Source organism: Streptomyces sp. NPDC005863, from assembly GCF_042871345.1.
Lineage (GTDB): Bacteria > Actinomycetota > Actinomycetes > Streptomycetales > Streptomycetaceae > Streptomyces.
Genome location: NZ_JBIAII010000002.1, coordinates 94748 through 120378 on the forward strand (window position 1 = coordinate 94748; position 25631 = coordinate 120378).

A 25631-nucleotide genomic window follows, 5' to 3' on the forward strand; every position below is an offset into this window, starting at 1 on the left:
GGTCGTCACCGCACCGGCACGACCCTGCCGAGCCGTCCCTCACCGTGACTCCCACCGGGTCCTGCTGAGAGGGTGTGGCGATGAACTCCGGTATGAAGTCGGGTCAGTGCCCCGAATGCGGCTCCGCGGAAGTCTTCCCCGTCGAGGTGAACCAGCACCAGGGCGGCGCGATCTGGATGATGCTCAGGGACACCTACTCGCGCAAACGCGTCCGCCTCACGACGCTGGCCTGCGGGGACTGCGGGCTCATACGCCAGTACGCGGCCGACGACGCGAAGAGCCGCGACCACCTGGCACGGGCCCTGATCCGTCCCGACGACCCCCACCCCATGTAATGCCATATCGCAGAGCTCACAAGGGCGTCAGCACGAATCCGCTGCGCGGGGCCGTCGGGACGCGCCGCAGGGAGATGTGGAGGTTCTGCTCGGGTACGTCGTACCGGAGCGCGGCCAGTCGCGGGACGAGGGTTTCCAGGACCCGCAGTACGACGTCCTCGCCGGGGCAGCGGTGGTTGGTCGACGGGTCGCCGCCGCCTTGCGGCACCAGTTCGTCGCGGCCCGGCTCACGGCCCAGGAACCGGCTCGGGTCGAAGGTGTAGGGGTCGCTCCAGAGCTGCGGGTCGTGGTTGTGTCCGTAGAGGTCGAGCAGGACCATGCCGCCCGCCGGGATGTCGTGACCGTCCCAGCGCAGGTCGCGCGCGGCGAGCCCGCCGATGAAGGGCGCGAAGGGGTAGAAGCGACGGACCTCGTGGGCGAAGGCGCGCGCATACGCCGTGTCGCCCTCGGCGAGCGGCGCGCGGTGCTCGGGCCAGCGGTGCAGGGCATGCGCGGCGAAGGTGAAGAACCAGGTGACGGCGACCGTCGGGCGGATCACGTTCAGGACCTCGACCGCGGCGGTACGAGGGTCGAGCAGGTCCCCGTCGGCGTCGCGGTGGGCGGCCACCGCCGCGAGCACCGAGCCCTCGGGCGCCTCTTCCGCCTTGCTCCGGACGTTCTCCACGCGACGGGCGAGTCGCGCCTCCTGACGTCTGCGGGCCCGGCGCGCCCGCAGATGGCGGGGCCCCGCCGAGGCGAAGCCGTCGACCATGGCCACGAGGTCACCGGCCGTCTCCTCGGCCTCGCGGTCGCTGAGCGAGACGCCGGACCAGGCGCACACCGCGCGGGTGAGGATCAGGCTCACCTCGTCGAAGAGCACCAGCCGGCCGCTCCCCGACCACCGCTGCCGGGCGAGGTCCCACTGCACCTCCAGGTGGTCCACGAGGGAGCTGAGGCCGTCGCGGTCCTTGAGCAGGGACATGAACAAGTCCTTGCGCACCCGATGTTCCCGGCCGTCGAGGGTGTGCACGGCCCCGCGCCCGAAGAGGGTGTCGAGCAGCGGCCCCGGCAGCGCGCCGCGGCGTTCGACGTGGCTCTCGTCGTAGAAGAACCGCACCGCTTCGGGGCCGTGGATCGCCACCGCCCTCTTGCCCATCAGCCGGCAGGCCACCGGCCGGCCGCCGCTCCTGCGTCGCCGGTCGGGCAGCCACGCGTAGCCCTGGACCATCAGCGCCAAGGTGCTGTCGAACACGTACGGTCTCCGTTCGCGGTGGATCGACGCGGATGGACCCATCCGACGTGGGCCACCCCGGCTGTGCGAGCAGACAGCCGCCGAATGGATGAACACGCGCCTCCGCGGGCCTGCGCGACAAGCCTCACGACGAAGCGCCCGTCTCCCCCGCGAGCAGCTCCGCGAGGGCCGGCGGGCCGCCCTCGGCCAGGGCGCGGCGCTGCCGGTCGGCGGGGGTGCCCTCCTGCAGCAGCCGGTGCACCAGCGCCGTCACCTCGCGGGTGTCGCCCGCCTCCTCCAGGGCGGGAGCGAGGTGGTCGAGCAGCATGCAGAGCACGTCACCGGCCCGGCGCGCCCGGCCCGCCGGGTCGATGAGGAGGCCGCTGAGCCCGTGCCGTGCCGCGTGCCAGTTGGCGGCCTGGAGCAGTTCGGGCGGGCACCGGGGCGCGGGAGTGCCCGCCTTCTGCTCCCGCAGCGCGGTGGCGGTCAGTGCGCGGACAAGTCCGGCGAACATGACCGCCGCGTCCGCGCGCAGCTGGACGTCGGCGCACCGCACCTCGATCGTCGGGTACCGCTCGGAGAGCCTCGCCTGCCAGTACAGCTGGCCGACATCGGTGATGGAGCCGGTGTCCAGGAGCGTACGGACGCGACTGTCGTGGTCGTCGAGCGACGCGAAGTGCGGCGGTGGACCGCTGACCGGCCAGCGGCCGAAGACCACCGTGCGCCAGCTCGCGAACCCGGTGTCCTTGCCGTCCCACAGGGGCGAGTTCGCGGACATGGCGACGAGGACGGGGAGCCAGACACGGATGCGGTTGAGGACCTCCACGCCGGTCTCCTTGTCCGGCACGGCGGCGTGTACGTGCATGCCGTTGACGAGGTTCTCGTCCACGAGCTGCGGGGCGTGGGTCCGCAGGGCGAGATAACGGGCGACGCGCGTCACCGGCACGGGCGACGCCGCTCGGAACGGTGCCACCCCACAGGCGGCGATCCGGCAGCCGAACTTCTCAGCCGCGGTGCCGACCGCGTGCCGCAGGCGCAGCAGGTGGCCGCCGACCTCGTCGAGGTCGGTGCAGACGGGCGTGGCGACCTCGACCTGGGCCTGCAGCAGCTCCGGCTGCACCTCGCCGTCCTCCGCGATGGGCCCCAGTCCGGCGGCGGCACGGACCCGCTCCCCCACCGGCACCGGCAAGCAGGTGTCCGGATCGAGCAGCAAGTACTCTTCCTCGACCCCAATGGTGATCATGTCGCCTCTGGTACCCCGGTGAAAGGTGATGAATCGGGCAGATCGGCAAGCCGGACGGCCTCATCGTCCGTCACCGGTCACGGCACCCGCAACACGGTGTCCGGCCACACCGAGTGACCGTAATCCGCCGGGCCGGGCGCCCACGACTCGCCGGGCCACCCGTCCGGCACGCGCCGCAGCGACCCGACCGGCGCGATTTTTGCCCCGATTCTTCGGGGAAACCGCAGTGCCATGGACCACTCACAGCCCCTCCGTCGGGTTGCCCGTCGGATGCGCGGCCCGCCCGTGGAAACCGACCCTGACCTGCGCGCTCGCCGTCAGGGGCGCCCACGCCCAGTCGTGGACACCCGGATGGAACATGAGCGCCGCGTCCACCCCGTCGAAGAGGCCCGCCGCCACCTCCGCGACCTTGCCGCCGCCGCTCTCCTCCGCGGGCGTGCCGACGGCCAGCAGGGTCCCGGCGACCTCGCCGAGTGCGGCCTGTGCGGCCAGCGCGGCGCCGAGTCCGGCCGCCGCGATCAGGTTGTGGCCGCAGGCGTGCCCGAGCTGCGGCAGCGCGTCGTACTCCAACAGCAGCGCGACGCCGGGAACTTCGCCGGGCCCGACGCCGTTTCCCGTACGGGCGGTGAACGCAGTCGGTAGTCCGGCGACGCCGCGCTCCACCCGGAAGCCCTCCCGTTCGAGCTCTCCCGCCAGGAGCCCGGACGCCCGGTGCTCCTCGTAGGCGGTCTCCGGTGCGCGGTGCAGGGCGAGGCTCACGTCCCAGAGCCGGTCGGCTCGGGCGGCGACCTCCTGTTCGATGCGGGTGTACACGCGTTCCATGCCATCTGTCACGTGACCTCCTCGCCGGGCGCCGCGCGCGACCGCCGCGCGTCGACACCGCACGTGTCCAACACGCACGTGTCCAACACCGCTCGTGTTCCACGGATCACGGACCCGATTCATGGGGCCCTGAGCCTGCGAACAGGCCAAGGACCGGTCAGAAGGCGTACCTCACCCGCAGCCAGGGCGTATGTTCCGCGAGGAGGCGGCGGAGCCGGGTCAGGGACTGTTGCTTGACGTCGAGGGCGTAGCGCACGTTGAGGGCGCCGTTCTGCGAACGTTTCGTCTCCTGGATGTCCGGCTGCCACAGCGCGTCCTCGGCGCGGGGGTGCCACCCCAGGTTCACCTCGTGGAGCGCCTGGTTGTGCGTCAGCATGATGACCTCGGCGGCCGCCTGTTCCTTCACCCGGGCGGGCAGCACGTCGTCGAGATGGGTGAGCAGCTCGGCCCAGTCCCGCTCCCACGCCGGGCGCAGGACGACGGGTGAGAGGTTGAAGTGGACCTCGTAACCGGCGTCGAGGAAGTCGGCGGCCGCGGCGATCCGCTCGGGTACCGGGCTGGTGCGGATGTCGAGGAGCCGGGCGTCGACGGGCGGCATGACGGAGAAACGCACGCGGGTACGGCCTTGGGGGTCGAGGGCGAGCAGGTCGGGGTTGACGAACTTGGTGGCGAACGACGCCTTCGCCGTCGGCATCCCGCGGAACGCGGCGACGAGATCCGCCGTGTTGTCGCTGGCCAGGGCGTCGACGGAGCAGTCGCCGTTCTCCCCGATGTCGTAGACCCACGCGTGGGGGTCGCACTGGTTGGGTTCCGGCTTCGGCCCCTGGGCCCGCACATGGCGCCGGATGTGGGCGACGATCGCCTCGATGTTGGTGAACAGGGTGATGGGGTTCGCGTAACCCTTGCGGCGCGGGACGTAGCAGTAGGCGCAGGCCATCGCGCATCCGTTGGACGGCCCCGGGGCGATCCAGTCGGCGGACCGCCCGTTGGGCCGCGTCACGAGCTGCTGCTTGACCCCGAGCACGAGCGTCTCGGTCTTGACGCGGACCCACCGCTCGACGTTGCCGTCGTTGCCGTGCAGGGAGGGGATACGCCAGTGGCTGCCCACCTCGATCACGCGCACGCCCGGCAGACGGGCCAGGATCTGCTGGCCGCGCGGCGAGTCCAGAGCCGCGGGCTCGGCGTAGACCTCGCGCACATCGAGCATGCGGCGCGCCTGGGGGCTGTTCCGGAAGCCTCCCTCGGCGGAGCCCCCCTCGGCGGAATTCTCCGGGCCGGTGCTCGCCGGGGCGGTGTCCGCCCACCCGAAGAGCGCTTGCTGCTCGTGCCCTACGGGATCGGATCCCGCCGCTGACCGGTCCACGTACCGTTCCCGTCGTCCGTCGTCACGTGTCGTGCCTCAGGATCCATGATCCTTCTTGCGCAGGGCCTGCGGCTTGTGGACGGCGCTGCGGCCCGACTTCTCGCTCTCCACCTCGTACTGCGGTTCTTCGGCGGAGGCGTCGACCGTGCGCCCCGCGGCCTCCGTACGGTCGGTGATCTTCTTCTTCACCTCCCCGGGCACGGTCTGGCCGTGGCTCTTCCAGGAGACGTGGTCGCCCTTCTTGAACTTCTTGTCCTTGCTCATACGTCCGGTCTAGGCGCCCGCGCGCCCTCGCGCGACTCGGGCGGTGCCGGTCGGGCGCCGCCCGTCCCGTCGTCGACCGCCCGGAGAGGAGAGGCCACCTCCCGCAGAGCGCTCAGTCCTGCCGCAAGGACCGGGTGTGCCGCGCTGCCGCGCCGTACGGCGGTCAGGAACCGGCGTGCGGGGACGGACGTGCCCAGGAGCGGCACCCCGTACGACCGCGTGGCGCGGGAGCGGCACGATCCTCGGCATGAGACAGACACCGAAGCCCTCGGCGACGAGCAAGGACACCGCGTACCACTCCTTCACCTCATGGGCGACGCGGGGAGTGAAGCCGGCCGCCGTGCATGCCGCCATCACCAGCGGATACGTGTCGTTGTTCGACTTCTTCACGATCCATGGCTCTTCTGCGGCTTCCGCGAGATCGACCCCCTCGGGCCGGGCGAGCCGGTGTCCCTCGGGAACCAGCAGATCCTGCCGGTCGGTCAGCAGCGGACTCTGCTCGAAACGGGCGTCCGTGACGGGTGGCGCGTCGGGGCCCGGCAGTACGAGGGCCACATCCGACTCGTCCGCGAGCAGCATGCGGTAGCACGCGGCGCTCTATTCCTCCATCATCTGGGACTCCACCAGCGGGTGGGTCTCCCGCAGCCGGGCGGCGGCCGGGGCGCCGAACGCGGCCAGAGCCGAGGACACCCCGCATATCCGCAGCGTTCCTCGGGTGTCCGTCTCACACCCGGCCAACTCCGCCTGGGCGGCCTCCCATTGGGCCCGGAGCCGGTCGGCGTGCCGGAGTACGACGTGCGCGGCCGGTGTCAGGCTGACGCGCCGCCCCGCAGGCCGCAGGAGTTCCGCCCCCACATCGCGGGCCAGCAACCGCAGTTGCTGCGAGACGGCCGAGGGCGTCAGATGCAGGGCCTCGGCGGTGGCGGTGACCGTGCCGTGCTCGGCGAGCGCCTGAAGGACGTACAAGCGGTGGTCGATCATGCAGGCGAGCCTAAAGGGTTTCGTGCGAAATCCATTGCTGGACGTGCATGTTCGCGCAACAGAGCCTGGATGCATGACGAAGCTTCCCGCTCCCGCGCTGATGCTCGGCAGCGTACTGAGCCTGCAATTCGGGCAGGCCCTGGGCAAACGGCGGGCGGACATCGTCGGTGCGTCTGGCGCCGTCTCCCTGCGTCTCTGCATCGCCGCGGTGTTCCTGCTGCTCCTGTACCGGCCCGCGCTGCCACGCAGTCGCGGGGAGGTGGCCCTGATCCTCGGTTTCGGGACGGCGATCGCAGGGATGAACCTGATCTACCCGGCGCTGGTCCTGCTGCCCCTGGGACTGGCCAGCGCGGTCCAGCTCCTGGGACCGATCACCCTGGCCGTGCTGACCTCGCGCCGCCGGCGTGACGCGGGCTGGGCAGTCCTGGCCGGATGCGGGGTGCTCCTCTTCCACGGCCTGCCTGGCGTCAACGGCCGCCAGGGCTCGGGCTTTTCGCCGTACGGCGTGCTCCTCGCCCTCGCCGCGGGGGCCTCGATGGCGGCGTACCTCTTGCTGAGCAAGAAGGCGGGAGCGCGGAGCGCGGGAGGCGGCCCCTTGGCCCTGGCGGTGAGTTGGGCGGCCGTACTGACGCTCCCGCTGGGGGTGACACATGCCGGCACCGAACTTCTCGACCCCCGAACTCTCCTGCTCGGCACCGCACTTGCCGTGCTGTCGGCCGTCATCCCGTACTCCCTGGAACTGATCGCCCTGAGGCGGCTGCCCGTGCGGACCGTGAGCGTCCTGGCCAGCCTGGAACCCGCGAGCGCGGGCCTGGCGGGTGTCCTCGTCCTGGGAGAGGACCTGGGCGTCACGCAGTGGCTGGCGCTGGCGTGCGTGGGGGCGGTGAGTGCCGGAGTGGTGGCGTCACGGGGGCCAAGGGGCGCCCCCGGCGCTCCGAGGCCCGGCGGCGACGGCCCGCCGCCGGAGCAACCTGCTGGGGCGGACGTGGCGGCGGCCACGCCCGTGCGGGCCCCTACCGGCCGAGACGATTGAGCGCCTGGACCGGATAGCGCTCCCCCGCCACCGCCCCGTCGGGAACCGCGTCACGCAGCAGGTCCCTCTGGTCCGCAGTCAGTACGATCTCGGCGGCCGCGACGTTCTCGGTCAGGTACTTCCGTCGTTTGGTGCCGGGAATGGGCACGATGTCGTCGCCCTGGGCGAGCAGCCAGGCGAGTGCGGCTTGGGCGGGAGTGCAGCCGATCTGGCCGGCCACCCGTCGTACCGCGTCCACGAGCGCGAGATTGTTCGGCAGGTTCTCCTCCGAGAAACGCGGCCAGCGCCTGCGGTTGTCGTTCTCGACCAGGTCCGCGTGGGACGAGACGCTGCCGGTGAGCATCGCCCTGCCGAGCGGAGAGTACGCGACGACTGCGACGCCGAGCTCCCGGCAGACCTCGAGCATCTCGCCCTCGACCACGTCACGGGTGAAGAGCGAGTACTCGAGTTGCACGGCGCTGACGGGGTGTACGGCGTGGGCCCTGCGCAGGGTGTCGGGGCTGACCTCGCTGAGCCCGACGTTACGGACCTTGCCCTCCCGCACCAGGTCGGCGAGGGCGCCCATCGTCTCCTCGATGGGCACCGCGGGGTCGCGGCGGTGCACGGAGAACAGGTCGACATGGTCCACGCCGAGGCGGCGCAGCGAGGCGTGACAGGCGGAGCGCGCATACGCGGCCGAGGTGTCGACCTCGTCCACCCGGCCGGTGTCGGGGTTGTGGCGGAGCCCGAACTTGGTCGACAGCGACACGTGGTCCCGGTGCCCGGGACGCTCCCGGAGCCAGCGCCCCAGGAGCTCTTCGTTGGCGCCGCGGCCATAGGCGTCCGCGGTGTCGAGAAGCGAGACTCCGAGGTCGACGGCGAGATCGAGCGTACGGAACGACTCGTCGTCGTCGGGCACTCCGTAGGCGACCGACATCCCCATGCAGCCGAGACCGATGGGCGCGACGTCGGGGCCGGTGCGCCCCAGTTTCCGGACCTTCATCTGGCGGGCCTCTCCTGTCAGTTCGTGAGCTGGGCCTCTGAACGGCACGGATCGACCGTGTCACCTGGCCCGCCCACCAGGCCCGCGAGTTTCGCGTGGTCCGCTTCGGGGAGCCAGTCCCGCTGCGGTGCGTAGTCCAACCAGCGCCGGGTGCGGCCCACTTCGGTGAACCCGCTCAGCAGGGCGTCGAGTTGTGGGTGGCGGTGGGACTCGCGCCAGGCGAGTGACCACGCGTACAGCGGGGTCGGTGCGGTGAGCGGGATCGAGCGCAGGTCCGTGTGGTCGGGCAACGGCGCGTCGCTGGGGAACAGCGTGAAGCACGTCGCGTCGCCGCGTATGTGCCGGACGAGGTGGTCGAGGCCGAGGTTGGGGCCGTCCTGGCGCCTCGTGAGCCCGAACTCGTCCGCGAAACGCTGCAGGAAGTCGAGGCGGGACAGTTCGGCCGGGCACCACAGGGTGCTGTCGCGCAGATCGGCCGGGCGGAGTTCGTCCGCGCCGGCCAGCGGGTGGGACGCGCTGACCACCACGTCGACGGGCTCCAGGCGAACGAGCCGCTGAGCGAGGCCGGCGTCGCGGCCACCGGCGAGCGGGTGCACCCGGCCGAAGCCCAGATCTGCGTCTCCCCGCAGCAGCGCCTGCGCGGCCGACGGCCAGTCACGTGCCGGTCCCGGCTCCAGACGCACCCCGTCGAGCGTCTCCACCACCTGCGCGACGGTGCGCATCGGCGCGTAGAGATGGCCCCACACGTCGATGCGTACGGTCGGTCCGGCGCCCTGTGCGGCCGCGATCGCGCGCGTGCCCGCGGCGAGGACCTCACGCGCGGCCGGCTCGAACCGCTCACCGGCCTCGGTCAACCGCGTGCCGCCCTCACGCTCGAACAGGCCGACGCCGAGCAGCGATTCAAGGCGTGCGATGCGTTTCGACAGTGCTTGCTGGCTGGTGTCGAGCTGTTCGGCGGCGCGCCCGAAGTGCAGCGTCTCGGCGGTCGCGACGAACGCACGGACCAGGGCGAGGTCAAGGTCCATGCGGCTGACCATATATGACAACCACACGTTGTCGGCCGGCCGCTGTCGTTGTTGGCCCGGCCGGTGCCTCCTCCGGTGAAGTGGTCTCAAGCAACGCACCGACACCGGCGCTTACGCCGACACCGCCAAGGAGGCAGAGAAATGAAGGCTCTCGTACCGACCGGAGACCCCGCCGAACCGGTCGTTCTCGCCGACGTCCCCGAGCCCACGCCGCGCCCCGACGAGGCGCTGGTGAGGGTGGAGGCCTTCTCCGTCAACCGGGGTGAGACCTTCAAGTTGGAGGCGCCGGTGCCGGGGGAACGGCCCGGCAAGGACATCGCCGGGCTCGTGGTGCAGCCGGCCGCGGACGGGAGCGGGCCGACCGGCATCGCACGCGTCGTCGGCCACCCCATGGGCGGCGGCTGGGCGGAGTTCGCTGCGGTGCCGACCAGCGCCCTGGCGGTGCTGCCGGACAGCGTCTCCGCGACGGACGGCGCCGCGCTGCCGCTCGCCGGGCTCACCGCGCTGCGGCTGCTGCGCGCGGCCGGACCTGTCCTGGGACGACGGGTGCTGCTGACCGGCGCGTCCGGGGGTGTGGGCCATTACGTGACCGAACTCGCGGCCGCCGCAGGGGCGGAGGTCACCGCCGTGACCCGGGACGCCGCACGCGGGGCCCGGCTCACCGAACTCGGTGCGGCCCGGATCGTCCACCAGCCGGCCGACGCACGCGGACCGTACGACATCGTGCTGGAGTCGACCGGCGGTCAGGCCCTTCCCGTCGCCCTCGCGCGGCTCGCGAAGCGGGGCACGCTCATCTGGTTCGGGCAGGCCAGCCGCACTCCGGTGACGCTCGATTTCTTCGACTTCTTCAACGGCCCCGAGTCGGCCGTCATCCGCCACTTCCACTACCTCGACGCCGACACCGGCCTCGGCGACGACTTGGCGGCTCTGGTCCGGCTGACCGCCGAAGGCCGCCTGCACCCCGAGATCGGCCGCGTCGCGGACTGGGCCGACACCGCGAGTGCCCTCACCGATCTGCGGGACCGCCGCATCCGCGGCAAGGCGGTACTCACGCTCTCCTGAGCAGCCGAGACATCCAGCGACCGCAAGGCAAGAAACCACAGAAGGAGCCCCACCATGACCGAGCCCACGGCAACCACCGAGATCACCGCGCCCACCGCCTCGACCGACCCGCGGGCCGTCGTCATCCGCTACGTCGAGGCCGTTCGTGACGGCGACGCCGACGTCATCTTCGAGAGCTTCGCCGAGGACGCGACCTGGCACTACCCGGGCGGCGATCTGCCGATATCGAAGGTGTGGCGGGGCCGCGACGCGATCATCAACGACTTCCTGGGCAGCATGGGGCCGATCCTCGTGCCCGGCACGACGAAGGTCGAGTTGGTCAGTACGATCGCCGAGGGCGACCGCGTGGTCGCCGAGTGGACCTCCAAGGCCCGGACCGTGTACGGCGGCACGTACGACAACCGCTGCATCGGGATCTACACGGTCCACGCCGGCCGGATCACGTCCGTCATCGAATACGCGGACACCCGGCATGTGGCGGCCGTCCTCTTCCCTGCCGGCAACTGACCTGGTGCGGCGTCGAGTTCCTCCAGTCGAGTTCTTCCACTCGACCGGTGTCGGGGCCGGGACGCCGCGCCGCACCTAGTTCGTGGTGTGCGTGGGGTAGACCTCGACGTCGGTGTAGGCGCCCTTGATCGCTCCCGCGCCCTCGGGCCACTTCAGGGTCACCGAGTGGGTCTCGTTCGGGGGCGTCACCAGGAGGTTGGTCGGGTGCGAAAGGCTGTCGCCGCTGCTGTCGATGTCGTAGGCGAGGTTGAAGACGGCGGCGTCGCCGGGCTTCAGAGTGGTGACGCGCGGCTGGGCGTGGCCGCGGCCGACCGGGTTCGAGGTGTTGTCCTCGTCCTTGATGTCGACGCCGGCGAAGCCCGTCGCCGAGCAGGTGGTCGAGCCCCGGTTGATCATGGTGACGTCGATCCGGCCCGTGGACTCGTCCGGAGCGGCGTCCGCGGCGTCGATGGCCAGGTCCGCCGTCTTGCAGAACGTGACCTTGCCGGTCTTCGACGCGCCGCTCCCGGCGCCGGCCCCGGCCTTGGAGTCCGAGCCGCCCTCCGACTTCGCGCCGTCCTGTGACGTCTCACCACTGCCCGAGGACGCGGACCCCGAGGACGAGGACCCCGAGGAGGAGGAGGACGAGGAGCCGTTGGCCGCCGCGTCCGACCCGGAGTCGTCGCCGTTGCAGGCGGTGAGCGAGAGGGTGGCGGCGAGGCCGAGGGCGGCGAGAGCGGAGACGCGGGTGTACTTCATGGTGTCCCCCAGGAGGAGTGCGGTGCGTGCGGTCTGAAGTATTTGTATCCCGCACTGAGTTACAGGCGGTTTCCCGCGAGGTCTTCGTTCTGTCACAGCCCGTAGATGCCAGGGCCTGAGGTTGGGGCGACGCACACGCGCCGGTACGCCGTCCGAGCCGGGGTCCGGAATCCGGCAGGAAACGCCCCCGCACCCCGCGTACACCGCGCCCCGACGGCCGGAAACCGTTCACTCGTCAGGGCGACGAAAGCCACAGGTCAAAGCTGCTAGCGTACCGCGAGAAGCACTTCTTCTCCGCGACCACTTCTTCTCCGCGACCACCTTTCTCCGCGAGCCCTTCTTCGCCGCGCGCCTCACGCTCCTCCGTCTCCGCCGCGGCAGTTCGCCGGGCCACGGACCCGATGACGCTCCAATCAGCGATTCGTCATGCGCTTTCACGCGCTGAACATCGCGGCCCTGCCGCGGTCCGAGGGGGACGACAGGCATGACCGGACTGACCAACTCCACCCGGGCGATCCTCAAAGCGACCTACACCCAGCCCGTTCCGTCGGCCGTACCGGCCGAGCCCTCCGAACCGGGCGCCGCCGCGCGCGGGACATCGATGTCGGTGTTCGCCAAGTTGAACTTCATGCGGTCACTGGGGCTGACCCGTGCCGAGACCGACGCTCTGGAAGAGCGGCTGCGCGGCGAGAGCACCGAAACGGGCAAGAGCACCGAACTGGCCGAAGCGCTCCGGACCATCCTCCCCTCCCTCCTCGACAGCGACCCGGCCACCGCCGCGAACACCGCCCGGCTGTACGCCGATGTCACCCCCGAGACACTGGCCGGCCTCGGCCGGGGCGTCGCGGCGGTGCGTGCGGCTCCGCGTACGGCCGTGCGCACGGACGGCACCGAGCCGGCCGAGACGGAACCGGCCACCGCGCGCCCCAGTGCGAGCGAAGTCGGCCAGCTCGTCGACCGCTTCGTCGAGGAGGCCGACGTCCAGCCGGTCGGCTGGCTGCACCTGGAGCGGATCGAGATGCAGCCGGTCGGCCTCGAGCGCGGCGAGCTCGTCTCGACCATCCCGATGGCACCGGGCGAGACCTCACGCGTGAGCCACAAGGAATGGTCGACCCAGAGCGAGGAGCTGTCCCGGATCGTCACGGACGAACTGGAGACGTACGCGGAGAAGGGCGTCGCCGAGAAGACGGACGTGGCGATGTCCACGGCCAACGAGTCCAAGCGCGACACCAACCTCAACTTCGGCGTCACGGCCAGCGGCAGCTACGGCACGGTCTCCGTCACCAGCACCTTCAACTACGGCGTCTCCACCTCCGACCACGAGTCGCGTCAGGCCAGCAACAAACACGCCACCGAGATCACGTCGAAGGCCTCCTCCCGCTCGCGCAAGGAGCACAAGGTCTCCTTCCGCACCGAGACGCGGCGCGGCGACGAGGACGAGGCGGCCCGCGTGATCACCAACAACTCCCCGCGCGTGATGCGCCTCGACTACTACCGGATCATGCGCAAGTGGCGCGTGGACCTCATGCGGTACGGCCTGCGCATGACGTACGACCTGGTGGTGCCGGACCCCGGTGGCGCGCTGCGGCGCCAGCTCATGGAGCTCGCCGAGATCGACCGGACCCTCGCCACCCCGTACGAGTTCGCCTTCGCCATCGACCAGATCGGCCGATCCAACTGGATGACGCTCGCCGCCCGTTACGGCGCGGCGGTGACCGCTCCGCCCGCGGAGTACCTCAGCCCGCCCGACTACACCTACGAGTTCCCCTCCATCATCGGTGAGGACGAGGCCATCGTCACGCGGTACCAGTCCTGGCAGATCGATCTGCCGGAGGGCTACGAACTCGTGCCGATCCAGTTCGAGGTCAACTACTACGGCTGGCCTCCCGCATCGCTGGCCCGCTTCGACGTGATCGGCGACGAGGCCGTGGAGGTCACGGCGACCCCGGTCGGCTCCGAGCTCAAGGGCCGCTACCAGTCCCAGCTCCTGCACCTGAACGGCAAGGTCGGCCACCTCTCCATCCAGTACACCCACCGCAACATCAGCTGGGCCGGGTTCCGGCTCGCCACCACGCTGCGGCTTACGGAACAGGCGTATCAGGCCTGGCAGCTCGCCACCTGGCAGAAGCTGCGCGAGGCCGCGGAGCAGCAGTACTACACGTTGCAGCAGCGGCTGCGGGACCGCCGTGAACAACTCCTCGGCGAACTGAGCCGCGACGACACCCTCACGCTGCGCCGCGCCGAACGCGAGGAGTTGATGAAGCGGTCGCTGCAGTGGCTCTTCGGCAGCGACTTCGACACCGCGCCCGACGCCATCGACTCGGTGCTCGCCGGGCTCGGCACCAACTCCACCCCGACCTGGACCGACGACATCGATCCGTCCACCCTTCCCGTCGACGCCGAGATGTGGCTGAAGATCCGGAAGTTCGGCGAGTTCGTCAAGTTCCTGCACCAGGCGGTGGAGTGGGAGAACGTCCTGTACTTCTTCTACCCGTACTTCTGGGGGTCGGAGAAGCTCGCCGAGACCAAACGGCTGCTGTGGCACCCCGATCCGCTGCGCCGCGAGTTCCTGCGGGCGGGCGCCGCGCGCGTGGTCCTGCCCATCCGGCCGGGGTTCGAGCGCGCGTTCTCCCGGCTGATGTCCACCGGCCGCATCGACGGCGACGGCTCACCGGACCCCCAGGACCCGCCGTACATGTCCATCGCCGAGGAGATCCAGGCGTACGCGCGGACCAACTATCCGGGCATTCCCCCCGCCAATCCCGACGTCGCCGCCCGGGCCAGGCCGCTCATCACCGTGAACCAGCAGCGGGCATGGCGCGAGATCGAGGCCATCGTCACGGCGCTCGAGGCGTACGCCGAGAAGGCGAAACAGCGGGTGGACCCGAAGTGGCGGGGCGCGCCGATCGAGCCGGAGTACTACCCCAGCACCCGGCAGGGCCTGCGGGTGCTGCTCGACGCCAGTCCGAACCTGGTCCTCAACGACCCCTGGGGCCGGCCGTATCTGTACCAGAACCCGGGGCGCACCGCGCCGTTCGTCGTCACCAGCCAGGGCGCGGATTCGTCGGCGGGCGGCACGGAGGAAGCGTCGGACATCTCCACCGACGCGGAGGGCAACCTCGTCGGCACCTGGTTCGAGTACACGCCGTGCAGCGGCCTCGACATCGAGGTCGGCTCCGACTTCTCCGAGAACGGCTAGCGGGAGCGCCATGGCGGACATCCGGCTCCTGGACTCCTTCTGCACGCTGCCGACCCGCAAGGTCGGCGCGGACGCCAACGGCAACATCGACGCCATGCGGCGGTACCTGGAGGGGCTCACCGCGGAGTACTACATGGTCGAGTGCTTCACGAAGTACTACACGCAGCGCTACCCGGACTCCGAGGTCATCAGCGAGATCAGCTATCTGAACACCAAGCGGTTCCGCGGTGTGACCGAGATCCTCGCCAAGTGGATCCTCCGTGAGTACCGCAATGTGTTCGGCCGCGACGCCCTGCGGCGCAACATCAAGACGCAGACGTCCGGCCGGCAGCTCCGCTCGGACATCCTCGGCGTCCGGACCGAGGGCACGACCCTGCTCCTCGAACTCGTCGAGGTGACCACGGTCGACGAGGCCAAGGACGCCGAGGTCGAAGACCTCAAGCACAAGATGGACACCCTGAAACGCTTCGTCATCGACCCGGCCCTCCAGGAGATGCTCTCCCTGCAACGCGCCGGGCGGGTGAGCCTCGGCGTCCCGACGCGGATCGAGGTGCGCCGGTCGACCTGGCGTCCGTACTGGCACGAGCTGTACTACCCGCTCCTGCCGACCCAGGCCGCCACGGGGGCGCCCGGCAGCGTCAAGTACGAATGGATCTGCTACAAACCCACGTTCCGTCCCGACGGCATCGGCAAGGACGGCCTGGTGCTGTACGAGATCCACACCACCCCCCTGCCGCAGGGCGCGCCCCTCGAAGTGCTCAACAGGGTCGCCCGGCGCCTGCGCGAACTGGAGAACCAGCATCAGCTCGTGCTGCTGCCCGCGATGCAACAGTACTGGGACGACAACGACGCCGACGGCAGGGAGCTGAAGAAGTGGCTCGCCATCGGCCTCGGCGCGGCTCTGCTCGTCACGCTCGTGGTGATGGCCTGGCCCGCCGCGGTGCCGCTCGCAGCGGCGGCGGTCGAGACCGCGGGGGCAGCCGGAGCCACCGGGGCCGCCGAGGCCGCGGGCGCCGCGGAGGCCGCCCAGTTGGCGAACGCCGTGCGGTACGCCCAGAGCGCGACGAAGGTCCCGGGTTACTTCGAGCGGGCGCAGGCGGCCCTGCGCCCGCTGCTGTCCGGCGGACCCGGCCTGGGTCTCGTGGGCAGTCACTGAGTCGCGGCCGGGGCGCGGCCCATGGCGTCCGGGTCGTCAGGAGGCGCGGCTCGTCAGGAGGCGTTGTCGAAGACGACGTTCTTGGTCTCGACCGCCCCCGCCGCCCGACCCGGCGCCGCCTGGCGGGCCCAGTACAGGTTCGTGTGTGCGACGACCAAGTCCGGCGTCGGCGCGCCCCATGCGGTCTTGTCGACCGTCGTATGGGCGTCGCTCACCAGCGTCGTGTCGTACCCCCTGACGAACGCGCCGTGGAGGGTCGAGCGGATGCACGCGTCGGTCTCCGCGCCCGTGACCAGGAGCCGCCCCACCCCGAGCCGTGACAGCACGGCCTCCAGCGTGGTGTCCTCGAACGCGTCGCCGTAGCTCTTCTCGACGATCGGCTCGGCGTCCATGGGGGTGAGTTCAGGGACGAGCCGCCAGCCGTCGCTCCCGCGCGTGAGTCCCTCGTCGAAGTGCTGCACCCAGACGACCGGAACCCCTTCCTGCCGCGCCCGCTCGACGAGTCCGGAGATGTTCGCGACGACCTCGTCGCGCCGGTGGCTCCCCTCGACGACGTCCTGCTGCACGTCGATGACAAGGAGTGCGGTGTTCGGCCGGTTCTCCAATGTGGTCATGGTCCACCTTCGTTCGCTCGCGCCGGGCTCATCTCTCCCCACGCTAGCCCCACCCACTGACAGCCGGTCCTGGGCACAGCCGCTGTCACGCTCGTGACCCGCTTCACATTCCGACATGCGGGCCGGGGTGGGCGATCGGTTGGCGTGCGCCTAGGGTGAGCGGTGCAGCTGGTTCGCCCCGTCCGCCAGGCGGGATGCGTCGTAAGAGGGAACCCGGTGGGAATCCGGGACTGCCCCGCAGCGGTGAGTGGGAACGACCGCCGTCAACAGCACTGGACCCGACCGGGTCCGGGAAGCGACGGCCAGTAGGTGTCCCGTGTCCGGCCGACACGCGACGTGCCCGCGAGTCCGAAGACCTGCCCGTTGCCCGCACGCGACCGATCGCGTGCGGCCCTTTCGGTGACCTCGTGGGCGGGTCGGCGTACATATCGAGCGGCACGCGCGGCATCCGCCCGCGACGTGGTCCGCCCGGTCGGTCGTCCCTTCGCGCCATGTCCGGTCTCCGGGAGAACCAGGACACATCTCGCGAAGGAGAGTTCCGTGACAGCGCAGCCCGCGGCCGCGGCGGCACGAGCCACCGTGTACGGCTACCCCCGCCAGGGTCAGAACCGGGAACTGAAGAAGGCCGTCGAGGGGTACTGGAAGGGCCGCGCCACCGCTGCCGCCCTCCGGGAGACCGCGGCGGACCTGCGCCGTTCCAACTGGCAGCAGTTGGCCGACGCCGGCATCGACGAGGTGCCGACCGGGGACTTCTCGTACTACGACCACGCTCTCGACACCAGTGTCATGGTCGGCGCTGTCCCCGAGCGGCACCGCGCGGCCGTCCAGGCCGACGCCCTCGACGGCTACTTCGCGATGGCGCGCGGCACGCAGGACGTGGCGCCGCTGGAGATGACGAAGTGGTTCGACACCAACTACCACTATCTGGTGCCCGAGTTGGGCCCCGACACCGTGTTCCGGGCCGACTCCGCCAAGCAGGTCACCGAGCTGACGGAAGCCCTCGCGATCGGGCACACGGCACGCCCCGTCCTCGTGGGCCCCGTGACCTACCTCCTGCTCGCCAAGCCCGCGCCGGGCGTGGCCGCGGACTTCGACCCGCTGACGCTCATCGACCGGCTGCTGCCCGTGTACGCCGAGGTGCTCGCGGACCTGCGTGCGGCGGGCGCCGAGTGGGTCCAGCTGGACGAGCCCGCCCTGGTCCAGGACCGCACGCGGGCCGAGTTGAACGCCGCCGAGCGCGCCTACCGCGACCTCGGGGCCCTCACCGACCGCCCCAAACTGTTGGTCGCCTCGTACTTCGGGCGCCTCGGTGACGCGCTGGGCATCCTGGCCAAGGCGCCGGTCGACGGTCTGGCCCTCGACTTCACCGAGACAGCCGCCGCCAACCTCGGCGACCTCGCCTCCGTCGGCGGGTTGTCGGGCAAGCGGCTTGTCGCGGGCGTCGTCAACGGCCGCAACATCTGGATCAACGATCTGGAGAAGTCCCTCGCCACGCTGGGCACGCTCCTCGGTCTCGCCGACCGCGTGGACGTCGCCGCGTCCTGCTCGCTCCTGCACGTCCCGCTGGACGCCGGCGCCGAGCGGGACATCGATCCGCAGGTCGCACGCTGGCTCGCCTTCGCCCGGCAGAAGACGCAGGAGATCTCGGTGCTGGCGCGCGGACTCTCGCAGGGCACCGGCGCCATCGCGGCCGAACTCACCGCGAACCGCGCCGACCTGGCCTCCCGCGCCGGTTCCGCCCTCACCCGCGACCCGGCCGTCCGCGCCCGCACCGCCGCGGTCACCGACGCCGACGCCCGCCGTTCGCAGCCATACGCGGAGCGCGCGGCTGCCCAGCGCGCCGCTCTCGGTCTGCCGCTGCTTCCGACGACGACCATCGGCTCCTTCCCGCAGACCACCGAACTGCGCACCGCCCGCGCCGACCTGCGGGCCGGACGGATCGACACGGACGGATACGAGGAGCGCATCAGGAACGAGATCCGCGAGGTCCTGTCCTTCCAGGAGAAGGCGGGCATCGACGTCCTGGTGCACGGCGAGCCCGAACGCAACGACATGGTGCAGTACTTCGCCGAGCAGCTGACCGGCTACCTCGCCACGCAGCACGGCTGGGTGCAGTCCTACGGCACCCGTTACGTCCGCCCGCCGGTCCTCGCCGGCGACATCTCACGGCCCGAGCCGATGACGGTCCGCTGGACGACGTACGCGCAGTCGCTGACGAGCCGCCCCGTCAAGGGCATGCTCACCGGCCCCGTCACCATGCTCGCCTGGTCCTTCGTCCGCGACGACCAGCCGCTCGGCGACACCGCCCGCCAGGTCGCGCTCGCCCTGCGCGACGAGGTCAACGACCTTGAGGCGGCCGGGACTTCGGTCATCCAGGTCGACGAGCCCGCCCTGCGCGAGACGCTCCCGCTGCGCGCCGCGGACCACCCCGCCTACCTGGAATGGGCCACCGGATCCTTCCGTCTCAGCACCAGCGGGGTGCGGCCGGACACGCAGATCCACACGCACATGTGCTACGCCGAGTTCGGCGACATCGTGCAGGCCATCGACGACCTCGACGCGGACGTCATCAGCCTGGAGGCGGCCCGCTCCCACATGCAGGTCGCCCGCGAACTCGCCGCTCACGGCTACCCGCGGGAGGCAGGACCCGGCGTGTACGACATCCACTCCCCACGCGTACCGAGCACCGAGGAGGCAGCGGCCTTGCTGCGTACGGGACTTGAGGCGATCCCCGCCGACAGGCTCTGGGTGAATCCGGACTGCGGCCTCAAGACCCGCGGCTGGCCCGAGACCCGCGCCGCTCTGGAGAACATGGTCGCGGCGGCCAGGACGCTCCGCGGGGAGCTGTCCGGCTCGTGATCCTCGCGGGCGCGGGGCCGGGCGTCGTCGGGGCGCCCGGCCCCGCACCCCGGTGACGCGGTGCGGCAGATCCGGCGTGCGGTAGAACTGGCGTAAAGAGGCAGGTCAGATCGGTTATCATCGGATATCTGCTCACGGTCGGCCGGACGCCGGAAGACACCCTGACCCTCCGAGGGAATCGGAAAGGACACGTACGGTGTGCTGCCCCTTCTGCAGGCTCCCCGACAGCCGCGTCATCGACAGTCGATCGACCGATGACGGGACCTCCATCCGTCGCCGGCGGCAGTGCACCCACTGCCAGCGCCGGTTCACCACGGTGGAGACCTACTCCCTGCTCGTGGTCAAACGCAGCGGCGTGACCGAGCCGTTCAGCCGTACCAAGATCGTCAGCAGCGTCCGCAAGGCGTGCCAGGGCCGCCCCATCACCGAGGACATGCTCGAACGGCTCGGCCAGCAGGTGGAGGAGAACGTACGGGCGTCGGGCAGCGCCCAACTGTCCACCCACGAGGTGGGGTTGGCCGTCCTGGAGCCGCTCAGCGAGCTGGACCCGGTGGCGTACATGCGGTTCGCCTCCGTGTACCGCGCCTTCGAGTCGCTCGCCGACTTCGAGAACGCCATCGCCGACCTGCGGGCCAAGTGCCGCTAGGGTTTCCCGTTTCGATCGGGCCGCGCGGGTAGTCCCGGGGGACCACCCGCGCTCAGCCACGGGGACGAGGGTCAGCAGGCGCCGAGGTCCTGCCAGACGCCCCACTGTCCGGTGGTGCCGGGCTCCTCGCCCGTCGTCCACCACTTCGCCTTCCAGGTGTGGCCCTTGTGCGACACCTGCTGGCCGCCCGTGTAGACCGTGCCCGAGGCCCAGGGCGCCGCCGTGCACTGGTTGCCGCTGCCGCCGGTGACGGTCAGGGTGTACGTCGCCGTGTGTGCGGCGGACGGGCTCGCGCCGCTCACCACCAGTTTGTACGTGCCGTTGACGGCTGCCGCGGTCGTTGCGACGGTGAGCGTCGAGGTGCCTCCGGCCGTCACCGACGTGGGGCTGAGGGAGGCGGCGACGCCGGCGGGAGCGCCGCTGACGGTGAGTTTCACGGTCTGGGCACTGCCCGCGGTCACGGACGTCCGTACCGTCGCACTCGTGGAGGCGCCTGCCTTGACCGTGCCGGACTCCGGGGTGGCCGTCAGCGAGAAGTCGTCGCTCGGCGCCGTGCCGCCGCTGGTGAACGGCGCGAAGATGCGGGAGAAGTCCCAGGTGTTCTGCTCGATGCCGGAGCAGTTGTCCGCCGCGGCGCCGCCGGGGCAGCCGCCGTTGTCGCGCTGGAGCGCCCAGAAGGAGATCATGTTGATCCCCTTCGCACCCGCCCAGTCGTACACCTCGCGGGCGTCGGCGAGCGTGAACGTCTCGGCCGGGCCGAAGTCGTCGACGCCGGGCATCTCGGTGACGCCGATCATGCCCCACAGCTGGGCCGCGCTCTTGCCCGGGTAGAGCTTGGCGAGCTGGTCGTAGAGGCCCTGGGCGGCGGTCTTGGTGTCCTCGGCCATGTCGTGCGAGGCGTTGTCGTAGTAGTCGAACGTCATGAGGTTGACGACGTCGATCCGCGCGCCGTTGGCCACCGCGTTCTTGAGCACGGCGAGACCGCTGGCCGCCGGGCCGCGGGTCGTCGTCGGCAGGGTGTACGAGACCTCCAGCTTGCGGCCGCTCGCGGCGGCCCAGTCCTGGACCTTCTTGATGGCCTTGTTCCGCCGGTCGATGCCGGCCGCGTTGTCCAGGGCGTCGACCTCGATGTCCATGTCGAGCCGCGGGATGTCGTAGGTCGTGACGACCTTCTCGTAGACGGCCGCGATCTGGTCGACGTCCGTACAGCTGTCGGCGATCTCGGTTCCCGTGGTGTCCGCCGTGTAGCCGCCGAAGGACGGGATGACGTCCCCGCCGCGCCCCTGGATCGTCTTGATGTCGGCGCCGAAGGACGCGGGGGCGACGGGCAGCGAGGTGTCGCCGTTCCAGTAGGCGGTGCAGGAGCCCTTCGTCGCGGTCTGGAGGAACGCCATCGTCAGGTGCTTGGCCCCGGACTGGGCGCTGAGGGCGGCGGGGCTCTCGCCCGTCCACGACTCGAAGTACGGGGCGAAGACGTGGGCGGGGAGCGGGGTCGCGGCCTGGGCGGGGGCGCCGGAGACCGCGGTGAGACCGAGAGCGGCCACTGCGGTGGCCACCGCAGTGAGAGTGGCACGGAGGGAGCGCATACGTCTCATGGCCATCCAAGAGGTGAGGCGGCGTCAACTCAGCTGTGACGCACGGGAGGTGCTTACGGAATAGCCCTGTGATCAGATGCATGTCAATGGTCTGAATCAAGTAAGGACTAGACCAATTCGAGGCGCTCTCCCGGTCCCGGACAGCGGTGCGTCGCGGTCCCTGCCGTGGGGGTGCTGGTCAGCCCGGCATCCCGGACCCCGGCACCGTTCGGGGTGGTCGGGGCGCGTCGGCGTACCACCTGACCACGATTTCACGCACTCAGGCCCGGCCGGGGGCTGCCCCAGCCGGGCCTGTGGTGCGGTCAGTCGGGCGGATTCACCGCCTGGACGGACGAGACGGACGAGACGGAAGTGACGGACGAGGCTGACGGGTCAGGGGCAGGTGACGAGGATGATGGAGACGGCCGTGCAGGTCACGGACGCAGAGTCGTTGGCGGTGCTGGGGTCCGTCGGGGCGGAGGCGGTGCGCTGGCCGGTGACCTTGACCGGGCCGAGGGTCAGCAGCGACAGCGGGACGCGGAACGTCTTGTTGGCGCTCGCGTTGTCGGCGATCGCTCCGTAGGTGCACGTCACCGTCGAGCCGGACACAGTGCACCCGGAGGCGAGGTTGGTGGCGGTGGCGCCCCGCGGGAGCTTCGCGGTGAGGGTGGCCGAACTGACCGCGGCAGGGCCGGTGTTGTGGGCCGTGAGGGTGTAGGACACGTACGGCACCAGGAGGCTGAGGTGCGGCTGGGCGGTGAGGTTGACGTCGATGTCCGCCTTCACCACCGGGGACGGCGTGCCGGTGAAGGCGACGCCGTATGGGCCGGTGAACCCGTCGATCGTGGCCGTGACGGCGTTGGTCCCGGCGTCGATCACCGAGACGGTGCCGCTGCCCACGTTGGACGCGTAGACGGCGGTGCCGGACGGGTCGACCCGGACTCCCGCCGGACCGTCGCCGACGGGAACGGTCGCCGTCACCGCGTTGGTCGCCGTGTTGATCACCTTGACGTCGTCGCTGCCCGTGTCGGCCACGTAGGCCCGGGCACCGGCGGGGTCGAACGTGACGGCGTTCGGCGCGGTACCGACCGGGATGGTGGCGTTGACCGCCTTCGTCGCCGTGTCGAGGACCGACACCGTGGTGCCGCCGTTGTTGGTGACGTAGGCGAAGGCCCCGGAGGGGCTGACCGCCACACCGGAGGGGGCCAACCCCACCGGGACGGTGTCGGTCACCGTGTTCGTCGCGGTGTCGATCACCGAGACCGTGTTCTCGTTGTTGTTGGTCACGTACGCGGTGGCGCCCGACGGGGCCATGGCCACGCCGTTCGGGCCGTTGCCCACCGGGATGCTGGCGCTGACCGTGTTCGTCGCCGTGTCGATCACCGACACCGTGGTCCCGCCGCTGTTGGCGACGTACGCGCGGCCGCCGGACGGGGTGAACGCGACGTTGAGGGGGTTGCTGCCGACCGGGATGGTCGCGGTGACGGCGTTGGTGTCCGTGTCGATCGCCGAGACGGTGGCCTCGTCGAAGTTGGTGACGTAGGCGCGCGCGCCGGCCGGATCGACCGCCACGCCGACGGGGCTGTTGCCGACGGTGATGCTGCCGGTGACGGTGTTCGTGCTCGGGTCGACCACCGAGACGGTGTCACCGTTGAAGTTGGCCACGTACGCGGAGGGGCCGGAGGCGGCCTGCGCGGGTGCGGGGAGCGCCACCACGCCGGCCAGCGCCAGGGCGCCACCGGCGGCCAGGGAGATCAGCCGCCGCCTCCGTACGGCACGGGACGATCCACCGGTTCCGGAGTGGCCGGAGGGTACGGAGGGTACGGAGGGTACGGAGGGTACGGAGGGTCTGGAGAGTGCACGGATCAAAGGACTTCCCCCTTCAGCGGTTCCGCACCCTGACGGCGGTCCCGACAGACCGGACCCGAGAACCGGCAGGTGTGCGGTGGTGCGGGCCCCGCCCGATGACCGGCGGCGCCGACGCCCGGCGGCGTCCTCGGCATCATCCCGCTCGCTCCACGACTCAGGTGCCGAACGGCCGTTGTTGTCCGGATACGGCCAACAGGTGGCCGTCCGGCACCTTGACACAGCCCGGTCAGTTCACGGGTCCCAGGCGCAGGGTCTGCTCGGCCGCCGTCCTGCCTCCGCCGACGTTTCCGCCGGACGTGTCGGTCCAGGCCCGGGTCGGCGTGGTCTCGGCGGCCCTGCCCTCGACGCCGGAGAGGCCCATGACCAGTCCGCTGTACCGGTTGACCAGGCGCACGGTGCCCGTGGCCCGTCCGTCGGCGTTCCGGCCGGGGACGACGAACCACTGCTGGCCGACGGTGGGGCCGGACTTGGGCGCCGCGGTCACGGTCGGCTCGGCGCCCCAGGCGCGGCCCGCGTCGGTGGTGGAGTCGACGCCCAGGAGCCGTCCGGTGGCAGCGTTGGTGATCCGGTACGAGCCGTCGGCGTTGGAGGCGAAGACCCAGCGCCCCCGGGCGGAGTTCCCGCCGGCCGGCCGTGAGGTGGTGCCGTTGCCGCGGGCGGACTGGACGAGGGCGCGGCCCGTACCGTTGCTGATGGTGTAGGCGGTGCCCGTGGTGACGGGCGCGGCCGGGACGCTGGTGTCGACGGTGGTCTCGTAGTACTCGCCGTCAGCGCCGCCCGAGCAGGAGAACGAGCAGTAGCTGCGGAACTTCCGTCCGACGATGGTGGATCCGGTCTTGTTCACCGAGTCGAGCATCCACCGGTACCAGGATCCCGAGCGGTACGCGCCGGTGTCGCTCATCAGCTTCCACTTCTGGGTGGCGAGGTCGTCGGTGACGTAGAAGCGCTGCGGTTCGGAGCTGTCCTGAACGATCGCCTCGGGCTGGCCGATGTACTTGCCGAGGTGGGCGTCGTACGCGATGTTCATGGTCAACAGGTCGGACTTGGCCGGGAGTTCACCGGCAGCCTGCTGTTCCTGTACGGAGCCGTCGTTGGCCGGGTCGTAGTCGTGCTCCACGGGGGTGTAGCCGGTGGGGTGGCCGGCGTCGACCGGTTCCATGTTGCTCTCCAGGCCGCCGATCCCTGGCTGCGACCAGGCGCCGTCGTACCACTTCTTCCAGGAGCCGGGTGCCAGCTTGGCGGACATCGGGGCGCGGGCCACGTGGGCCCGGCTGCCGTCCGTCCATCCGCCCGGGACGCCGCCCTTGGGGATGACACGGGAGTTGTAGTAGACGTAGAAGTAGCCCGACGCGGTGTCCACGAACAGCCGCGGGTCGCCGTTGCCGTAGTGGTAAGTGTCGTGCGGGAACGCCTTGTTGTCGCCCCGCTCGGTGCTGTAGGGCGAGGTCAGGACGTGGTCCTTGATCTTCCAGGTCTTGCCCCGGTCCTGGGAGACGGCGTAGTCGATCGCGTCGTAGTGCAGGCCGTCACCGAAGGGCTGCGGGGTGAACTCGTTGTGGACCAGGCCGTACCAGTGGCCGGTGTCCGGGTCGACCCAGACGCCCATGAGGTCGCAGTAGTTCTTCCGCGCGTAGTGCGAGGTGTCGGCGGCCGCGGTGGCCTCGCGCCCGGTGGGGCTGTTGTCGCACCGCCAGGTGGTGTCGTTGTTGCGGTCGGCGGAGTTCGCGGGGTCGACCGCGTCACTGAGCGCGCCGTCCCTGGTGGCGGTGTCGAAGTCCTTGCCGGAGTAGAACGTCCACTTGCGGGGGTCCTGCGCGCCGTACAGGGCGTGGGCGGACTGGTAGTGGAACGACCCGTCCCGGTCGATGAAGGTGGCGGCGGGCGTGTCGTCGGGGTGGGTCCACGGTCCCTTCTGCCCGACGGTGATCTTGTACGTGGGGTCGTCGGACGCGGCGGGCGCGGGGGCCGCCACAGCGAACAGGACGGCGGCGCCCGCCGCGACGGCGGCGAGCGTTCTTGCTCGGGAACGGAGTGACACGGGTACTCCTCTCGGTCCGGACGTCGCGGCGGACGGAGGTGTCCGCGCGACGGTGGTTCGCTCCGCGCCTGCGCGTCGCGACGTCACGGCGTCACGACGTCACGGCGCGAA

Annotated in this window: 21 protein-coding genes, 1 pseudogene and 1 riboswitch; of the genes and pseudogenes, 8 read left to right on the forward strand and 14 right to left on the reverse strand. The window is 70.9% G+C overall.

Annotation, left to right across the window (positions count from 1 at the left end; all coding sequences use genetic code 11):
- The first annotated feature begins 80 nt into the window (after nucleotides 1–80).
- Complete coding sequence (locus ACFYO9_RS06745; protein WP_358774472.1) at nucleotides 81–335, forward strand: hypothetical protein; 255 nt, start codon at nucleotides 81–83, stop codon at nucleotides 333–335.
- A gap of 16 nt (nucleotides 336–351) precedes the next feature.
- On the opposite strand, the gene ACFYO9_RS06750 is transcribed toward ACFYO9_RS06745, so the two are convergent.
- The 7 genes and pseudogenes from ACFYO9_RS06750 to ACFYO9_RS06780 form a co-directional block, all read right to left on the reverse strand.
- Complete coding sequence (locus ACFYO9_RS06750) at nucleotides 352–1566, reverse strand: cytochrome P450 (protein ID WP_358774470.1); 1215 nt, start codon at nucleotides 1564–1566, stop codon at nucleotides 352–354.
- 124 nt (nucleotides 1567–1690) lie between these two features.
- Nucleotides 1691–2788 carry a glutamate--cysteine ligase gene (locus ACFYO9_RS06755; RefSeq protein WP_358708378.1) on the reverse strand — a complete coding sequence of 366 codons (1098 nt, stop codon included), beginning with the start codon at nucleotides 2786–2788 and terminating at the stop codon, nucleotides 1691–1693.
- A 243-nt stretch (nucleotides 2789–3031) separates the two neighbouring features.
- Nucleotides 3032–3610, reverse strand: a pseudogene (locus tag ACFYO9_RS06760) (M20/M25/M40 family metallo-hydrolase); the annotation flags it as partial.
- A 157-nt stretch (nucleotides 3611–3767) separates the two neighbouring features.
- Complete coding sequence (locus ACFYO9_RS06765; RefSeq protein WP_358774468.1) at nucleotides 3768–4973, reverse strand: spore photoproduct lyase family protein; 1206 nt, start codon at nucleotides 4971–4973, stop codon at nucleotides 3768–3770.
- Between the two features lie 36 nt (nucleotides 4974–5009).
- Complete coding sequence (locus ACFYO9_RS06770) at nucleotides 5010–5237, reverse strand: DUF2945 domain-containing protein (protein WP_355809348.1); 228 nt, start codon at nucleotides 5235–5237, stop codon at nucleotides 5010–5012.
- A 9-nt stretch (nucleotides 5238–5246) separates the two neighbouring features.
- The gene (locus ACFYO9_RS06775) at nucleotides 5247–5816 is read right to left on the reverse strand and encodes a LysR substrate-binding domain-containing protein (protein WP_358774466.1); all 570 of its coding nucleotides are present in this window, start codon (nucleotides 5814–5816) and stop codon (nucleotides 5247–5249) included.
- 18 nt (nucleotides 5817–5834) lie between these two features.
- A complete protein-coding gene (locus ACFYO9_RS06780; protein WP_358774464.1) occupies nucleotides 5835–6218 on the reverse strand; it encodes a LysR family transcriptional regulator in 384 nt (127 codons plus the stop codon).
- 73 nt (nucleotides 6219–6291) lie between these two features.
- Here ACFYO9_RS06780 and ACFYO9_RS06785 point away from each other — a divergent pair, with 73 nt between their 5' ends.
- The gene (locus ACFYO9_RS06785) at nucleotides 6292–7251 is read left to right on the forward strand and encodes an EamA family transporter (RefSeq protein ID WP_358774462.1); all 960 of its coding nucleotides are present in this window, start codon (nucleotides 6292–6294) and stop codon (nucleotides 7249–7251) included.
- Here ACFYO9_RS06785 and ACFYO9_RS06790 read toward each other — a convergent pair.
- Together ACFYO9_RS06790 and ACFYO9_RS06795 are read right to left on the reverse strand one after the other, a co-directional pair.
- Nucleotides 7232–8233 (reverse strand): aldo/keto reductase, encoded by a 1002-nt coding sequence (locus tag ACFYO9_RS06790; protein WP_358774460.1) that lies wholly within the window; start codon nucleotides 8231–8233, stop codon nucleotides 7232–7234. The genes ACFYO9_RS06785 and ACFYO9_RS06790 overlap by 20 nt on opposite strands.
- A 17-nt stretch (nucleotides 8234–8250) precedes the next feature.
- Entirely contained in the window at nucleotides 8251–9258 is a 1008-nt protein-coding gene (locus ACFYO9_RS06795) for a LysR family transcriptional regulator (protein WP_358774458.1), read from the reverse strand.
- 141 nt (nucleotides 9259–9399) lie between these two features.
- Here ACFYO9_RS06795 and ACFYO9_RS06800 point away from each other — a divergent pair, with 141 nt between their 5' ends.
- Nucleotides 9400–10320 carry a zinc-binding dehydrogenase gene (locus tag ACFYO9_RS06800; protein ID WP_358774456.1) on the forward strand — a complete coding sequence of 307 codons (921 nt, stop codon included), beginning with the start codon at nucleotides 9400–9402 and terminating at the stop codon, nucleotides 10318–10320.
- A 54-nt stretch (nucleotides 10321–10374) separates the two neighbouring features.
- A complete protein-coding gene (locus ACFYO9_RS06805; RefSeq protein WP_358774454.1) occupies nucleotides 10375–10827 on the forward strand; it encodes a nuclear transport factor 2 family protein in 453 nt (150 codons plus the stop codon).
- Nucleotides 10828–10902: 75 nt separating this feature from the next.
- Here ACFYO9_RS06805 and ACFYO9_RS06810 read toward each other — a convergent pair whose 3' ends face one another.
- On the reverse strand, nucleotides 10903–11565 hold the full coding sequence (locus ACFYO9_RS06810; RefSeq protein ID WP_358774453.1) for a DUF4232 domain-containing protein: 663 nt from the start codon (nucleotides 11563–11565) through the stop codon (nucleotides 10903–10905).
- Between the two features lie 484 nt (nucleotides 11566–12049).
- Between ACFYO9_RS06810 and ACFYO9_RS06815 the strand changes: the two genes are divergently transcribed.
- A complete protein-coding gene (locus tag ACFYO9_RS06815; RefSeq protein ID WP_358774451.1) occupies nucleotides 12050–14764 on the forward strand; it encodes a type II secretion system protein GspG in 2715 nt (904 codons plus the stop codon).
- A 10-nt stretch (nucleotides 14765–14774) separates the two neighbouring features.
- Nucleotides 14775–15920, forward strand: coding sequence for a hypothetical protein (locus ACFYO9_RS06820; protein WP_358774449.1), 1146 nt, complete (start codon nucleotides 14775–14777; stop codon nucleotides 15918–15920).
- Between the two features lie 53 nt (nucleotides 15921–15973).
- Here ACFYO9_RS06820 and ACFYO9_RS06825 read toward each other — a convergent pair whose 3' ends face one another.
- Nucleotides 15974–16534 carry a cysteine hydrolase family protein gene (locus ACFYO9_RS06825; RefSeq protein ID WP_358774447.1) on the reverse strand — a complete coding sequence of 187 codons (561 nt, stop codon included), beginning with the start codon at nucleotides 16532–16534 and terminating at the stop codon, nucleotides 15974–15976.
- A 152-nt stretch (nucleotides 16535–16686) separates the two neighbouring features.
- Nucleotides 16687–16913: riboswitch (cobalamin riboswitch) on the forward strand.
- Nucleotides 16914–17074: 161 nt separating this feature from the next.
- Here ACFYO9_RS06825 and metE point away from each other — a divergent pair.
- Nucleotides 17075–19393, forward strand: a complete 2319-nt coding sequence (metE, locus tag ACFYO9_RS06830) for a 5-methyltetrahydropteroyltriglutamate--homocysteine S-methyltransferase (protein WP_358774446.1) — start codon at nucleotides 17075–17077, stop codon at nucleotides 19391–19393.
- Nucleotides 19394–19589: 196 nt separating this feature from the next.
- Nucleotides 19590–20039, forward strand: coding sequence for a transcriptional regulator NrdR (gene nrdR, locus ACFYO9_RS06835; RefSeq protein WP_358829689.1), 450 nt, complete (start codon nucleotides 19590–19592; stop codon nucleotides 20037–20039).
- Between the two features lie 71 nt (nucleotides 20040–20110).
- Here nrdR and ACFYO9_RS06840 read toward each other — a convergent pair whose 3' ends face one another.
- The 3 genes from ACFYO9_RS06840 to ACFYO9_RS06850 all read right to left on the reverse strand — a co-directional run bounded on the left by ACFYO9_RS06840 (nucleotide 20111) and on the right by ACFYO9_RS06850 (nucleotide 25520).
- Nucleotides 20111–21634, reverse strand: a complete 1524-nt coding sequence (locus tag ACFYO9_RS06840; RefSeq protein ID WP_358774445.1) for a chitinase — start codon at nucleotides 21632–21634, stop codon at nucleotides 20111–20113.
- 372 nt (nucleotides 21635–22006) lie between these two features.
- The gene (locus tag ACFYO9_RS06845) at nucleotides 22007–23482 is read right to left on the reverse strand and encodes a beta-propeller fold lactonase family protein (protein WP_358774443.1); all 1476 of its coding nucleotides are present in this window, start codon (nucleotides 23480–23482) and stop codon (nucleotides 22007–22009) included.
- A 226-nt stretch (nucleotides 23483–23708) separates the two neighbouring features.
- A complete protein-coding gene (locus ACFYO9_RS06850; RefSeq protein WP_358774442.1) occupies nucleotides 23709–25520 on the reverse strand; it encodes an RICIN domain-containing protein in 1812 nt (603 codons plus the stop codon).
- Nucleotides 25521–25631 lie beyond the last annotated feature (111 nt).